This window comes from Streptomyces sp. NPDC059092 (assembly GCF_042756365.1).
Lineage (GTDB): Bacteria > Actinomycetota > Actinomycetes > Streptomycetales > Streptomycetaceae > Streptomyces.
Genome location: NZ_JBHZEJ010000009.1, coordinates 110,860 through 123,757, shown reverse-complemented (window position 1 = coordinate 123,757; position 12,898 = coordinate 110,860). Strand labels below are relative to the sequence as shown.

At 71.2% G+C, this 12,898-nt stretch carries 11 protein-coding genes; 2 read left to right on the top strand and 9 right to left on the bottom strand.

Annotated features, from left to right (window positions below):
• Positions 1-37: 37 nt before the first annotated feature.
• The 6 genes from ACFXPL_RS08430 to ACFXPL_RS08405 form a co-directional block, all read right to left on the bottom strand.
• Entirely contained in the window at positions 38-427 is a 390-nt protein-coding gene (locus tag ACFXPL_RS08430; RefSeq protein WP_384914510.1) for a hypothetical protein, read from the bottom strand.
• A gap of 164 nt (positions 428-591) precedes the next feature.
• Positions 592-1,461 carry an alpha/beta hydrolase gene (locus ACFXPL_RS08425; protein WP_384914507.1) on the bottom strand — a complete coding sequence of 290 codons (870 nt, stop codon included), beginning with the start codon at positions 1,459-1,461 and terminating at the stop codon, positions 592-594.
• 326 nt (positions 1,462-1,787) lie between these two features.
• Positions 1,788-4,145 (bottom strand): beta-glucosidase, encoded by a 2,358-nt coding sequence (locus ACFXPL_RS08420; RefSeq protein WP_384914631.1) that lies wholly within the window; start codon positions 4,143-4,145, stop codon positions 1,788-1,790.
• Positions 4,146-4,297: 152 nt separating this feature from the next.
• Positions 4,298-5,119 (bottom strand): carbohydrate ABC transporter permease, encoded by an 822-nt coding sequence (locus ACFXPL_RS08415; RefSeq protein ID WP_384914628.1) that lies wholly within the window; start codon positions 5,117-5,119, stop codon positions 4,298-4,300.
• A 77-nt stretch (positions 5,120-5,196) separates the two neighbouring features.
• Positions 5,197-6,186: a carbohydrate ABC transporter permease gene (locus ACFXPL_RS08410; RefSeq protein WP_384914505.1), complete on the bottom strand. Its 990-nt coding sequence runs from the start codon at positions 6,184-6,186 to the stop codon at positions 5,197-5,199.
• A 107-nt stretch (positions 6,187-6,293) separates the two neighbouring features.
• Positions 6,294-7,604: an ABC transporter substrate-binding protein gene (locus ACFXPL_RS08405; protein ID WP_384914502.1), complete on the bottom strand. Its 1,311-nt coding sequence runs from the start codon at positions 7,602-7,604 to the stop codon at positions 6,294-6,296.
• 169 nt (positions 7,605-7,773) lie between these two features.
• Here ACFXPL_RS08405 and ACFXPL_RS08400 point away from each other — a divergent pair, with 169 nt between their 5' ends.
• Both ACFXPL_RS08400 and ACFXPL_RS08395 read left to right on the top strand, forming a co-directional pair.
• Positions 7,774-8,835 (top strand): LacI family DNA-binding transcriptional regulator, encoded by a 1,062-nt coding sequence (locus ACFXPL_RS08400; RefSeq protein WP_384914499.1) that lies wholly within the window; start codon positions 7,774-7,776, stop codon positions 8,833-8,835.
• Positions 8,836-8,900: 65 nt separating this feature from the next.
• Positions 8,901-9,131 (top strand): DUF2277 domain-containing protein, encoded by a 231-nt coding sequence (locus tag ACFXPL_RS08395; protein WP_384914496.1) that lies wholly within the window; start codon positions 8,901-8,903, stop codon positions 9,129-9,131.
• Between the two features lie 79 nt (positions 9,132-9,210).
• Here the strand turns inward: ACFXPL_RS08395 and ACFXPL_RS08390 are convergent, their stop codons facing one another.
• The 3 genes from ACFXPL_RS08390 to ACFXPL_RS08380 form a co-directional block, all read right to left on the bottom strand.
• Positions 9,211-9,867: a DedA family protein gene (locus tag ACFXPL_RS08390; RefSeq protein WP_384914493.1), complete on the bottom strand. Its 657-nt coding sequence runs from the start codon at positions 9,865-9,867 to the stop codon at positions 9,211-9,213.
• A gap of 282 nt (positions 9,868-10,149) precedes the next feature.
• Positions 10,150-10,596 (bottom strand): DoxX family protein, encoded by a 447-nt coding sequence (locus ACFXPL_RS08385; protein WP_384914490.1) that lies wholly within the window; start codon positions 10,594-10,596, stop codon positions 10,150-10,152.
• An 89-nt stretch (positions 10,597-10,685) separates the two neighbouring features.
• A complete protein-coding gene (locus ACFXPL_RS08380; RefSeq protein WP_384914488.1) occupies positions 10,686-12,719 on the bottom strand; it encodes an FAD/NAD(P)-binding protein in 2,034 nt (677 codons plus the stop codon).
• Between the last annotated feature and the right edge of the window lie 179 nt (positions 12,720-12,898).

Genomic DNA, 12,898 nt, shown 5'->3' with positions numbered 1-12,898 from the left:
GCGTGAGCGCCGGGCCCCGGAGATCCGGTGGGAGGCTTCAGCGGTCGAGCTTCTCGGCGACACGGGAGCTCAGAAGCTCGTACTCCGGTACGAGCCGACGCCACTCGGCCACCGGCGGGCGGGGGACCACATCGCCGCCGGTGACGATCTCCTCGGGGCCGAACTGCTCCCGGGTGAGGTCTATCTCGATCCCCATGCCCAGACGGTTCCACCAGTGGTAGTCCGTGCGCTCGCCGTCGACGTGGACCTCGCCGCGGATCAGTTCACCGCCCAGCAGGTCGTTGAGGACCATGGCGGTCACACCGCACTGGTCCCTGGCCGGGTTGTCCGTACTCCAGCGGGACCGGAACTCCGGGGTGCAGGTCTCGGCGCTCCAACTGCTGCGGAGGGCCTGCTCGATGTCGGTGAGAAGCAATGGTGTCGTCATGGCGGTCATCCTGGCAGGAGGCACTGACATCGATACTCGTAGCCGGGTTCCGGTGGTCGTGGCTCGGGCACCGACCGACGCCCTGCCGGGCTGTCCAGTCGCCGGGGAGGGTGGCGTGAGCGCCACCATGATTCGCCGGGGTCCGTCGCGCTCGCCGGGATCTTCTACGAGGGGGCGGGCGCGTCCAGGAGCGTGGTGAGTTCCCCCAGGACGCGCGCCGCCGGCGCCGGGGCGACGAGCCACTTCAGGTGGCTGCCCTCCAGGGTGCGGACGTCGTACGGGTTGTCCGGCGTCAGCTCGTCGCCCTCGCGGATCAGCCGGTCCTGCAGGGCGAGCGGCAGGCTCGTGTCGTCGGCGAGGCGGACGAAGGTCCTCGGGACGCGGCCCCAGGTCGCGGCCTGCGCCCGGTCGGTGGAGGTGCCGGCGTCCAGGTTCTCGTCGGGCTGGAAGGTGTTCAGGAAGGCCAGGAACTCCTCGTCGGTGCCGTCGGCGAGGAAGGCCGCCTTGAACGCCGCGAGAACGCCCGGGTCGGCGGTGCGGAAGTTGCAGCGGAGCAGCCCGAGTTCGGCCGGGTTGCCGGCCATCGCCAGTGCCAGGGAGGCGGCGTCGACCGTGGCCATCTCCGGCTCGGCGTAGTAGTCGCCGACGTCGAGGGCGGCCGGGCACCAGGCCGACACGTAGACGAGCCGGTCGATCAGGTCCGGCCGTGCGTTGGCCGCGGCGGTGGCCGTGATACCGCCACGGCTGTGGGACACGAGGATCACGGGGCCGTTCCGCTTGGCCCGTTCCAGGATCCCGATGAGGTGCGCGGCGTTGTCGGCCAGTGTGACGCCTGCGATCGAGCCGGGCGCGGTCGCGAGCCCTTCGACGTCCTGGGGTGCCTGATAGGCGCGCGGGAAGGCCGCTCCGAATCCGTGGCCGGGCAGGTCGACGGCGACCGAACGGTGTCCGAGGAGGCCGAGTTCGGCCTGGAGCGGTGCGAAGGAGAACGAGTTCGCGAAAGCTCCGTGAACCAGTACGAACGTCGGTTGCATCTGTCTGCCCACTTTCCGGCCCCCGCGTCATCGGGCGGCCCGTACGTACGTCACCGGTGCGGGCAGCGCGTGCGAACGGTCGTGCGGCGCCCGGCTGTTCACCCTACCCAGTGCAAGATCACCGCTTGGGGCGTTCTCGGAGCTCTCGCGTGGCGGCCGGAGGTGTCGTCGGGTGTCATCCGCGCCGCGGGCGGCGGCGAGCGGGCGCCCGGGGGGTCACGCCCCTGGCCGGTGTGTCGTCTTCCCAGCGAGGGCGCGTGTCGCCCAGCTCCTCGTGGAGGTGGGCGACACACGGTGGGGGAGGGGATCGGGGCGCTACAGGGCCGTCACGCCCGCCCGTCCGTGGCCGGTGACCTGTGGACGGTGAATGTCGCGTGCAGTGCGCGCGTGTGGTCGACGTACCGTACGGGGCCGGTCAGGGTGAGCGCGGCGGTGAGCCGTACGTCGGTGCTGGAGGCGGCCAACCGCAGCTCCAGCGCGCCGGGTTCGACGATCCGGCGGCCGTCGCGGCCGGTGAAGGAGGCCAGGTCGGCGGGGACGGTCACGGCGATCCTGGCCCGCTCGCCCGCCTCCAGGGGGAGCCGTACGTAGCCGATCAGGCGCTGTACGGGCTGGACGACCGAGGCGACCGGGTCGTGCAGATAGAGCTGGACCACCTCGGCGCCCGCACGCCCGCCCGTGTTGCTGACGGTGAAGGACAGCTCCACAGCACCGTCCGTGGCCGTCGGGGCGGCGCCCGTCAGCTCCGACCAGGCGAACGACGTGTACGTCAGCCCGTGGCCGAAGCCGAAGGCCGGCGTCGGGTCGATGCTGGAGACCTCGCTCGCGTGGGCCAGCGGCGCCGCCAGGTACGTGGACGGCTGCGCCCCGGGCAGCCGGGGGACGCTCACCGGGAGGCGGCCCGAGGGGTTGATCCGGCCGCTGAGCACCCCCGCCACCGCCGGGGCGCCCTCCTGCCCCGGGAAGAACGCCTGCACGATCGCCCCGGCCTCCGTGACCGCCCGGCCGAGTACGTACGGCCGGCCGGCGAGCAGGGTGACCACGACCCGCGTCCCGGTACCCCGTACGGCGTCGAGCACCGCGTCCAGCAACTGGGCCTGGGCGCCGGGCGGATCGAGGGTCTCCGCGTCACAGCCCTCCCCGCTGGTGCCGCGCCCGAAGAGCCCCGCGCGGTCGCCGAGCGCGACGACGACGACGTCGGCGGCGCGTGCCGCCCGTACCGCCTCCGGGAAGTCACCGGAGGAGTGGGCGGGGATGGGGTCGTCGATGCCGGTGGCAACGACCGTGACGATCTCGCTCGCCGGGAATTCGGACGCCAACGCCGCGCGCAACGTGGGCAGTTCGACGCCCACCGGGACGGCCGGGTGGTGGGCGCCGACATGGACCGGAAAGGAGTAGCAGCCCAGAACGGCCGTGGCCGCCTCGGCCTGCGGGCCGATCAGAGCGATCCGCGCCGGGCCCGCGCCCCCGGCTCCCGCGGGGCCGGAGCCGCCCGTACGCCCGGTCAGCGGCAGCGTCCCGTCGTTGTGCAGCAGGATCACCGAACGCTCCGCGAGCCTGCGGGAGATGCCGCGGTGCGCGGGGGAGTCCAGGGTGACCGTGCCGCGCAGCCGCTCCGTGTCCTCAAGGTCCTTGTCTGCCAGGGAGGTTGGCCGTGCGTTCCACTCCGGGTCGAGCAGCCCGAGCCCGGCCTTCTGGGTCAGGACACGGCGCACCGCGCGGTCGACGGCCTCCGCAGGCAGCCGCCCGTCGGCGACCGCGTCCCGCAGGGGCTGCCCGAAGGTCTTCACGGTGGGCAGCTCGACATCGACACCCGCCGTCAGTGCGGCCGTCGCCGCCTGGGTCCAGTCGCCCGCCACCCCGTGCAGCGTCCTGAGGAAGGCGATCCCGAAGTAGTCGGCGACCACGGTGCCCTCGAACCCCCAGGTGTCCCTGAGCAGTTCGGTCAGCAGCCGTTCGTCCGCCGCGCACGGCACTCCGTCGATGTCGTTGTAGGCGGACATGACGGACCGTACGCCGCCCTCCCGTACGGCCATCTCGAACGGCGGCAGCACCACATCGGCCAGCTCCCTCGGCCCCATGCCGACCGGGGCCAGATTGCGTCCGCCGCGCGAGGCCGAGTACCCCGCGAAGTGTTTCAGCGTCGCCACGACGCCGGCCGACTCCAGGCCCCGTACGTACGCCGTCGCGACCGTGCCGATCAGATACGGGTCCTCGCCGATGGTCTCCTCGACCCGCCCCCACCGCGCGTCACGCACCACGTCGAGGACGGGTGCGAGCCCCTGGTGCAGCCCGACCGACCGCATGTCGCGGCCGATCGCGCCCGCCATCTCCCGTACCAGCTCCGGGTCGAAGGAGGCGCCCCACGCGAGCGGGACGGGGTACGTGGTGGCACCCCAGGCGGCGAAGCCCGCGAGGCATTCGTCGTGGGCCATGGCGGGGATCCCGAAGCGGCTCGCCGCCACGACACGTTCCTGCGTACGCATGAGGGAGAGGGCGCCCAGCGCGGGATCCACCGGTACGGTGCCGAACGGACGGGTCAGCTGGCCCAGCCCGTGAGGCAGCAGGTCCGCCAGGGCGGGCGGAGCGTCCATGTCGTGCTGGTGCGGGGCGACTTCGGCGCCGTCGGCGGACGCGCCCGCCCACAGCCCGTAGAGCTGCGCCAGTTTCTCCTCCGTGGTCATGGCCGCGATCAGCTCCTCGACCCGGCGCGCCCGCGCCTCGGAGCGGGCGAGGATCCCCGGTGCCGGTGCCGGTGCCGGTGCCGGTGCTGATCTGGGTGTGGGTGCTGGTGTGGGGACGGTCGTGGTGTCGGTGTCGGCGCTCACGTTGTCGATCACTTTCCTCCGACCCCCATGAGCCCCTGGACCAGGGCTCGGCGGGCGAACAGGTAGACGAACAGGACGGGCAGCGTGGACAGCACCACGGCGGCCAGCAGACCGGGGATGTCGACGCCGTGCTCGGTCTGGAAGTTGTACAGCCCGAGGGTGAGCACCTTGGTCTCCTCGGACTGCGTCAGCACGAGCGGGAAGAGGAAGCCGTTCCACGCCTGGAGGGCGGAGAACACCACGATCGTCGCGAGCCCGCCCCTGGAGAGCGGGACGACGAGCTGGAAGAAGACGCGCCGGGTGGTCGCCCCGTCGATGGCCATCGCCTCGAAGAGTTCGTTGGTGATGTCCCGCATCGTGCCGGTGAGGATCAGCGCGCAGACGGGCAGACAGAACGCGGCGGTCGGCAGGATGACGCCGATGAGGTTGTCGTAGAGGCCCGCCTTGCTGATCGCGTAGAACATCGGGACGATCACCGCCTGGGCGGGGATGGCGAGCCCGAGCAGGAAGAGCCGGAAGATCCGGACGGTGCCCCGGCCCCGGTTCCGTACGATCGAGAACGCCAGCGGGGGCACCAGCAGCAGCACGATCGCCACCACGCTCCCGGTGACGACCACGGTGTTGAGGAAGTAGCGGCCGAAGCCGTTGGAGAAGTCCTGCGCGTAGTTGTCGAGGGAGAAGGAACGCGGAAAGGCGAGCGGGCCGTTCGCGCTGTACTCGGTGCGGCTCTGGACGGTCGCGCCGAGCATCACGTACAGGGGGAGGGCGACCAGCCCGAGCCACAGCAGGGCGCCCAGGCCCGCGAGATGGTTCGGGCGGCCCCGGGTCACGGAACGGCCCCTGGCCAGGGAACGGCCCCGCGTCACGGGACGGTCCTCCGCCACGGGGCGGGGCGTCGGAAGGCCCGTCACATTCCCTCCTTCGTGCCGGCCATCTTGTCGTAGCCCGAGAGCCGCACCATGATCAGTGAGATCACCGTGGCGACCACGACGAGCAGCAGCGCGATGGCCGCGCTCTGGCCGAAGTCGAACTCCCGGAACCCCTTCTGGTACATGTAGTAGGCGCTGATACTGGTGTCGGTACCGGGGCCGCCCTGGGTCAGGATCAGTACGGTGTCGAAGGTGGTGAGCCCGCCGACCACCATCAGGATCACCGACGTGACGACCGAGTTACGGAGCTGCGGCAGCGTGACGTGGAGGAACTGGCGTACCCGCCCCGCCCCGTCGATCGCCGCCGCCTGGTAGAGCACCCGCGGGACCGCCCGCGCCGCGCCCTGGTAGATCAGCGCGTGGAACGGGGTGAACTGCCACGTGGCCACGGCGACGAGGACACAGATCGCCCCGGTCCGCGTTCCCAGCAGATTGCCGTCACCGAAGAGCCACTTCGCCTCCGCCGGCACCCCGAAGTTGGGGTCGAGCAGCGCCCGCCACAGGACGGAGATGGCTGTGGCGGAGAGCAGCAGCGGCACGAAGAAGATCGCGGAGAGCACCGCCCGGTTGCGCTGCCGCCCGGCCGCCCAGACCCCGAGCAGGATCGCCAGGGGGGTCTGGGTGACCACACCGAGCACGGTGAGCAGGAGGCTCAGCCACAGACTCTTCATCATCACCGGGTCGTGGACCAGCGCGGTCCAGTTGTCGAACCCCGCGAAGCCCGGCGCCGCGAGCCCGTTCCACTCGGCGAACGAGAGGACCGCGACCAGCACCAGCGGGACCATCGCGAACAGGGCGAAGAAGAGGGCGGCGGGCAGCGCCCAGAGGAGCCCGGGTCTGGCCACCGTATGCCCGGCGGGGCCCCGGCCCGGTGCGGACCGTACGCGCCCCCGTGGACCGGCCCCGGTGCGTCCGCTCTTCACCGGGACCGGGTCGGTGAGAGCCGCCATGTCGGCTGTGTCGGCCATGTCGTACGTCCACTCTCGGTCGGGATCGGTCGGGATCGGTCGGCAACCGGCCGGTGGTCGGCCGGTGGTCGGCCGGTGGTCAGTCGGGGGGCAGTCGGTTGTGCGGGTCAGTCGGTGGACAGGGCCTGCATGGCCTTGATGAAGCCGTCGGCGTCCATCGAGCCGTTGAAGAACTGCTGGACGGCCTGCATCATCGGCGCGTCGGCCGCCGGCGGATACGCCTGGTTCCACGAGAGCTGGAACGAGGGCGCCTTGCTGACCATGTCGAGCTGGTACTTCAGATACGTCGGGTTGTCCGCCGAGTCCAGGAACTTCTCGGTGGTCGTGGTGGTCGGCAGATTGCCGATGGCGAGCTGCGCCTTGACGAACTCGTCCGAGTACATGAGCTTCAGGAACTCGGCTATCGCGTCCGCGTGCTCGGTCTTCTTCAGCACCGAGTAGAAGTTGTTGGTGTTGCCGACGATGTCCGCCGGATCGCCCTTGCCGCCGGTGACCGTCGGGAACGAGGTGTAGCCCAGGTCGTTCCTGGCGAAGTCCGGGTTGGTGTCCCGCTGGGTCGAGTACACCCACGAGCCCATCAGCTCGAAGCCCGCCTTGCCGGTCGCGACCAGGGCCGGGGAGCCGCCGTCGGTGAACTTCACCGAGTCGTAGTTCGTGCCGAACGCGCCCGCGTCGACCAACTCCTTCAGCATGCCCAGCGCCTTCTTGCTGTCGGCGCTCTCCCAGACCTTCTTGTCGCCGGCCAGCGCCTCCTTGAAGAGACCCGGGCCCGCCACCCGGTCGTACAGGTACTCGAACCACATGAGCGTCGGCCACTTGTCCCCGCCGCCCAGCGCGATCGGCGTGACGCCCTTCGCCTTGAGCCTCGCGACCGCGCCGAGCAGTTCGTCCCAGGTCTTCGGCGCCTCGACCCCGGCGTCCGCGAGCACCTTCTTGTTGTGGAAGAGCAGTACCGGCTGGGTGCCGCGCATGGGCACGCCGTACGCCTTGCCGTCGATCTCCGCGGTGTTGTAGACGGACGGCAGGAAGTTGGACTTCAGCTCCGGGTTCTTCGCCACCAGGCCGTCCAGCGGCAGCAGCAGGCCCGACTTCACGAAGGGCTGGATGGAACCGCCGCCCCAGTTGAAGAAGACATCGGGCGCCTGCGGGGTACTGATGGTGGTCTGGAGCTTCTTCTGGTAGTCGGCGCCGGGGACCGTGTCCAGGACCGCCTTGACCTTCGAGGTCTTGTTGAACGTCTCGATGATCTGCTTCTCCACCTTGTTGGTGGCATCGCCGTAGACGAGTACGTGGAACTCGTCGCCACCGCCCGAGGAACTGCCGCCACCGCCGCAGGCCGTGAGGCCCAGGCCCAGGGCGAGCACCGCTCCGCCGGCGACGGTCCGGGAAAACCGTGCGCGGGTCGTGCGAGTCTTCATCGCCTTCATCGCTTTCATCGGTCGACCTCTCGAAAGTATCGGCCACATTGCCGAAAGTATCTGGCGTGTGACCGTAGGACTCCGCTACGGAGCGGTCAACAGTGCGGTCGGCGCGCAGCCAAACCGTTACCGATTTCCGCCCGACATCCGGTGCCTTATCCTTCAGTCCATGCGAGATGAGACGAGTGCAGGCCGGGTCACCCTGGCTCAGGTGGCTTCGCAAGCCGGGGTTTCTCTTTCGACAGTTTCGAAAGTGCTCAATGGGCGCCCTGATGTCTCCGCACCCACCCGGGGCAAGGTCGAGGAGCTGCTGGAGGCCCACGGCTACCGCCGCTCCGCCCCCACCGCCCCCGAGGCCCCGCTCATCGAGATCGTCTTCCACGAACTGGACAGCACCTGGGCGATGGAGCTGATCCGGGGCGTCCAGAACGTCGCCAAGGAGACCGGCCTCAGCGTGGTCCTCACCGAGACCGGCACCCGGCACTCCCCGGGCGCCGACTGGGTCGAGGGCGTCCTGCGGCGCCGCCCGCTCGGAGTCGTCCTGGTCTTCTCCACGCTCCCCGACGACCTCAAGAAGAAGCTGTGGTCCCGGGCCATCCCCTTCGTGATCATCGACCCGGCCGGCGACCCCGAGCCCGACGTACCGTCCGTCGGCTCCGCCAACTGGGCGGGCGGCCTCGCCGCCACCCGCCACCTGCTCGACCTCGGCCACCGCAGGATCGCCGTCATCACCGGCCCCGAGGACATGCTCTGCTCCCTGGCGCGCCTCGACGGCTTCCGCTCGGCCATGGGCATGGCGGGCGTCGAGGTCGACCCGGCGCTGGTGCGCTTCGGCGACTTCCACGTCCGCGCCGGTCACGCGCACGCCGTGGAACTCCTCCAGGGCCCCGACCGGCCCACGGCGATCTTCGCGGGCAGCGACCTCCAGGCGCTCGGCGTGCTGGAGGCGGCGCGCGTGCTCGGCCTGCGGATCCCGCAGGACTTCTCACTGGTGGGGTACGACGACATCCCGCTGGCCCAGTGGTCGAGCCCGGCGCTCACCACCGTCCATCAGCCGCTGGTGGAGATGGCGGAGGAGGCGGCCAGGATGCTGCTGCGGCTGCGCCGCGCCGACCAGGGGCAGGGCGACCAGGCAGGGCAGGCGGAGCAGGCGGACACCCGTATCGAGTTCGGTACGCGGCTGGTCGTACGGGACAGCACGGCGCCGCTCGCCCCGTCGCCGCGCCCCTGACGTCGCCGGTGCCCCGTCGCCGCCGCCCCTGGCCTCGCACCCGGCCCCGGGGTCACACTGGAGGCATGTGCCGCAGCATCAAGACCCTCCGTCCGCCCGTCCTCCCCGAAGAGGCCACCGAGGAGGACATCCGCGCCGCCGCGCTCCAGTACGTGCGCAAGGTCTCCGGCTTCCGCGCCCCCGCCGCGCACAACCGTGACGCCTTCGACCGCGCCGTCGACGAGATCGCCGGGGCGACCGCACGGCTGCTCCAGGACCTGGAGGTACGGGGCGCCGCCACCCGCACGGCCTCCTGACCGCTCCGGTCAGCCCGGGGGGCCGGGTCTACACGGCGCCCGGGGCTACGCGGGGAGCGGGCGTACGCGGTGTGCGACTCTACGCGGTGGCGGGGCCCCGGCCGGACCCCGGGCGGCGTATCACGAACGCGGCCACCGAGCCCGCCGCGAACAGCGCCAGGACGGAGAGGGCCGCGCCGACCCAGGACGAGCCGACCCACTGGGCGCCGAAGTAGCCGAGTCCCGCGCTGTATCCGGTCCAGGCCACGGCGGCCAGCGCCGACCAGGGCAGGAACTCCTTCACCTTGCGGTGTGCCGCCCCCGCGCCCAGGGAGACCACCGAGCGCCCCGCGGGCGCGAAGCGCGCGATGACCACCAGGATGCCGCCGCCCCCGCTGAGCGCGCTGCCGAGCCGTTCCTGCGCGGTGGTGAGCCGGCGGGAGCGGGCGATGGCCCGGCCGAGCCGGTCCCCGCCGCGCCGCCCGAGCCGGAACGCGACCAGATCGCCGAGCACGGACGCGCTGAACGCGCAGAGCATCAGCAGGATCAACGACGGTACTTCCTGCGGCACTTGCGCCACTTTTCCGGCCGCGCCCGCCACCGTCGCCGTCGTGGAACCGGCCGCCGCGGCCGTGGCGGCGGTGATCACCAGTACGCCGCTGGGCAGCACCGGCAGAAACACGTCCAGCAGCACGGAGAGGGCCACCACGGCGTAGATCCATGGGCTGCCGGTCAGCGACCCCAGACTCTCCAGCACTTTCCGACTCCCCCGACCGTCCCGTGGCAGCACCTCGATGTCGCATGGTGGGCGGCAGCGGCTGCTGAGCCACACAGCGTACGCGTGTGCGGTACGGAGCGTTTGCCCGGGGCGGCATGTCGGCGCCCCGGACCCATGAGCGAAGACGTGATCGAGAGACTGGTCGACGACGTGATCGGAACGGGAGGAGCCGGGGCGTCGGACCGTCACCAGGACGGGAGGGGGCGGGACGGGAGGTGGCGGGGGACGGGACGGGCGGACGGACAGGTTGGAACGGGACGGTCAGGCGGCGACCGTCGTCCGCTCGTCCCGCTTCTCCTCCTCGGCCGCGGTGGCCGAGCCCCGCGACGGAAGGAACCCGTCCAGGGCGAACGCGCCCGGGCCGGTGAAGACGATCAGCAGGAACGACCAGCAGAACATGGCGGCCAGCTCACCGTTGTTCGCTATGGGGAACAGCCCTTCGGGCTGGTGGACCGTGAAGTACGCGTACGCCATGGCGCCGGAGGAGACGAAGGCGGCGGCGCGGGTGCCGAGACCCAGCAGCACCAGAGCGCCGCCGACCAGCTCGATGGCGGCGGCGAACCAGCCGGGCCAGGTGCCGGCGGCGACCGTCTCGCGGGAGAAGGCGCCGAAGAGGGAGCCGGCGCCGTGGCAGGTGAAAAGGAGCCCGACGACAACGCGGAACAGCCCCAGGGCGTAGGGCTGAGCGGCGTTCAGACGTGTGTACATGGGGGGTTGTACTCCTTCGGTCGAGGTCTGGACCACGGCGTGGGGCGAGGTCTGGACCGACGAGTGACGTCCCGCAACGTTAGGCTGGCCTAATCTATGCTTGCAAGTTCAACATTCTGTCGGGGATCAATTCGCGTCGTGTATGAAGCGCCGTCGCTGGTCGCGGCCCGGAGGATGGCACGTGCCACCGCGTCCGTGTCCGCGAGCATGACCGAGTCCACCCCGGGTCTGGCGCCCGCGGCGGTCACCCAGTGCACACCCTCCGTGGGCACACCGAGCGCGAATCGCCGTGGGTGCACGCCTCCTTGGCGATCTATCAGACGGTAGGGACGGCGTGTTACATCCATCCCACCCGTCTCGTAACCGTCGAGTGTGTGCGGTCGGCACTGCCCCGTCTTCAGCAGCCGCGAGAGCAGCGGATCACAGCTCCGCCTCAGATCCGGTTCCGGCAGCCGCGCCTCCACGAGCGTGGTCGCCCGGACGGCGGAGCCCGGTATGTCGGGGGACTCGGCCAGGAAGGCGCCGTCCGCCGCCCGTACGGCCATCCGCGGGCCGATCACGTCCAGCACCCCCGCCTCGATCAGGGCGGCCATCTCCTCGATGCGGCGGCGCGGCGGCCCGATGGAGAGGAACGCGTTCAGCGGCGTGTACCAGCGGTCGAGATGGTCGCGGCGGGAGACGCCGGAGAGACCGGCGTGGTCCACGATCAGCCGCAGTTCGTTGCGCAGGTCGCGCAGGACGTCCAGCGCCGCCTTGACCGGACCCGCGACATTGCCGAGCGCCGCCTCCGCCGCGTCCTTGCGCAGATGGGCCAGCAGCCAGGCGCGGTGGTCCGCCGGGTCGCGGAAGGTCTCGTCACCGTACGGACGGGAGATCCGCTCCCACGACCAGCGGTCGGCGACGGCGATCCCCGCCTCGTCCAGGACCGCGGCCTCCCGCGGGCTGCCGTGCGGCGCCGACAGGAACCGGTCCAGCAGCGAACCGGGGCCGGTGTCCGGCGCGCCGGAGGGCGACTGCCCCGGGGCGGGCCATCCGAAGGCCGCCCCGTAGAAGACGGCTTCCACCTCCTTGGCGACCAGGGGCCATATCTCCTGGAGGAAGTCCGGCGGATCGCCCGCGTCCGCCCGCTTGCGGAACAGCGCGATCACGTCCGGGGTCAGCATCAGCGGCAGGTGCCGGCCCGAAGGCCCCTTCGCGTTGTCGCCGCGTGCCTGGTACGGCACCCCGCGCCGCGACCCGGCGTACAACTGCGGTTCGCGCCCCGACGGGTGGTATACGAGAACGCCGCCCGCGTCCCGCGCGAACATGCCGCCGCGCCCGGCCGTCAGGAGCGCCATGTGGTCGAAGAAATTCAGCCCGAGTCCGCGCAGCAGCACCGGCTCGCCCGGGGCGATCCCGGACAGGTCGAGATCGGCCGGATTGGAGGGCGGCAGATATCGCAGCCGGTGACGGGCTGCGAACTCCGCCAGCGTCGCCTGGGTCTGACCGGAAACCACCGGTAGATGGCCCTGGGCGAGCACGACCCCACAGAGACCGGAAATCGTCGTGCCATCGTCGAGGGTGAGACTCTGCGTCGGCCGGTACGGAGCGTACGCGCCGGGCACACCGGTCACAACGGGTGAAACGCGCGGGGCGCCGGGGGCCGCCCGGTCGAAGGCCCCGATGTCGGCGTCGTCATCCAGTCGTACGGCGCGCGCCCGGTGCACCTCCACCGTCACCGTCGCGGGCGCTGCCTCCACCGTCGTACGGAACGCCCACTCCAGATAGCGGCCGTAGGCGGCCCGGCTCGGATAGTCGTCGGGACCCAGCCGCTCGGCGGGACGGCCCGCCGCCCACTCGAACAGGCTGGGCCCCGGACGTATCGGCCCCTCGCACTCCACGCTCGCGTCGGTGAACACGGTCACCTGCGAGGCCACCGTGTTCATCAGCAGCTCGGGGGACTGATCGGTACGCCAGACCAGGCCCGCGCCCGGCGGCGCGGGGTCGACGAGGTGCACCGTCAGCGCGACGTCCGGCGCCAGTTCGGGCACGGACGCGCAGAGTCTTTCCAGGACGGAGGTGCCACGGGGGCCGACGCCGACGACGGCGAGAGAGCGGTGCGGGTACTGCCGTACATCGGACAAAGCTGTGACTCCCGGGGCATGGGGGGTGCTGGAAGCAGATGGTCCGCCTCATCATGCCGTTGCTGTGTGGTGAGTTCGAACCCTTGGGTGAAGGATCACATCGTGTGGGAATGATCACCCGAAGGGTACGTGAACGCCAACGGGCCGATACTGTGGGGAATTTGAAGGGATGTTGCGGA

Coding starts and splice junctions, on each gene's coding strand:
- ACFXPL_RS08430 (WP_384914510.1), bottom strand. CDS start 427: ATGACGACACCATTGCTTCTCACCGACATCGAGCAGGCCCTCCGCAGC.
- ACFXPL_RS08425 (WP_384914507.1), bottom strand. CDS start 1,461: ATGCAACCGACGTTCGTACTGGTTCACGGAGCTTTCGCGAACTCGTTC.
- ACFXPL_RS08420 (WP_384914631.1), bottom strand. CDS start 4,145: ATGACCACGGAGGAGAAACTGGCGCAGCTCTACGGGCTGTGGGCGGGC.
- ACFXPL_RS08410 (WP_384914505.1), bottom strand. CDS start 6,186: ATGGCCGACACAGCCGACATGGCGGCTCTCACCGACCCGGTCCCGGTG.
- ACFXPL_RS08405 (WP_384914502.1), bottom strand. CDS start 7,604: ATGAAGACTCGCACGACCCGCGCACGGTTTTCCCGGACCGTCGCCGGC.
- ACFXPL_RS08400 (WP_384914499.1), top strand. CDS start 7,774: ATGCGAGATGAGACGAGTGCAGGCCGGGTCACCCTGGCTCAGGTGGCT.
- ACFXPL_RS08395 (WP_384914496.1), top strand. CDS start 8,901: ATGTGCCGCAGCATCAAGACCCTCCGTCCGCCCGTCCTCCCCGAAGAG.
- ACFXPL_RS08385 (WP_384914490.1), bottom strand. CDS start 10,596: ATGTACACACGTCTGAACGCCGCTCAGCCCTACGCCCTGGGGCTGTTC.